Origin of the sequence: Klebsiella sp. MS 92-3, from assembly GCF_000195655.1 — a bacterium.
Classification (GTDB): Bacteria; Pseudomonadota; Gammaproteobacteria; order Enterobacterales; family Enterobacteriaceae; genus Klebsiella; species Klebsiella pneumoniae.
On sequence record NZ_GL882846.1, the window covers coordinates 31,252 to 31,941 of the forward strand.

Genomic DNA, 690 nt, shown 5'->3' on the forward strand with positions numbered 1-690 from the left:
GATTAAAATCGGGCAGTCTGCCGGAGCGCTAAAAGGAAAAAAACATGAGAGCACAACACACATTTCCAGGTGCGACAGACCGCTGGCTTCATCGCCTGCTGACCTGGGCACCGGGACAAACGGATATGATTAAAACGGTCGCACTGGTACTGATGGTGACTGACCACACCGGCTTACTGCTGGCCGGAAACAATGAAGTGATGCGCCTGCTGGGACGGGGCTGTTTTCCGCTGTTCGGTCTGGCATGGGGAATGAATCTGGCCCGGCACGCGGAAATACGCCAGTCGCAGCTGAACAGCCTGTGGGGCTGGGCGCTGGTCGCCCAGGTGTCGTTTATGCTCATCGGGTACCCGTGGTATTCCGGGAATATTCTGTTTGCCTTTGCCGTCACGGGCCAGGTCCTGCGGTGGGTCAGCCAGCCGTCCTGGTATTACACCCTCCCGGCGGCTGGACTGCTGGTCGCCTGGATACCCCTGTCAACCGCCAGCTACGGCATGGCCGGAGTGGGCATGCTCACCGCCAGCTGGCTGCTTTGTCGCGCACAGCATGCACAGGAACGGCTGGGATACGGGGTGCTGTGGGCCCTCATGGTGTTGCTGATGAATATGCATGACGTGAGTGAATCAGTGGCCGGGCTGGCGATTGCGCTGCTGACGCTGGTGGTGTGCTCATCTGCCGGAGAACGTGTGA

General features: G+C 59.7%; 1 protein-coding gene. It reads left to right on the plus strand.

Annotated features, from left to right (window positions below; all coding sequences use genetic code 11):
- Positions 1 to 44 precede the first annotated feature (44 nt).
- Positions 45 to 690: type-F conjugative transfer system pilin acetylase TraX (gene traX, locus HMPREF9538_RS06045; RefSeq protein ID WP_032457222.1), on the plus strand; the 646-nt coding region annotated here is incomplete at its 3' end.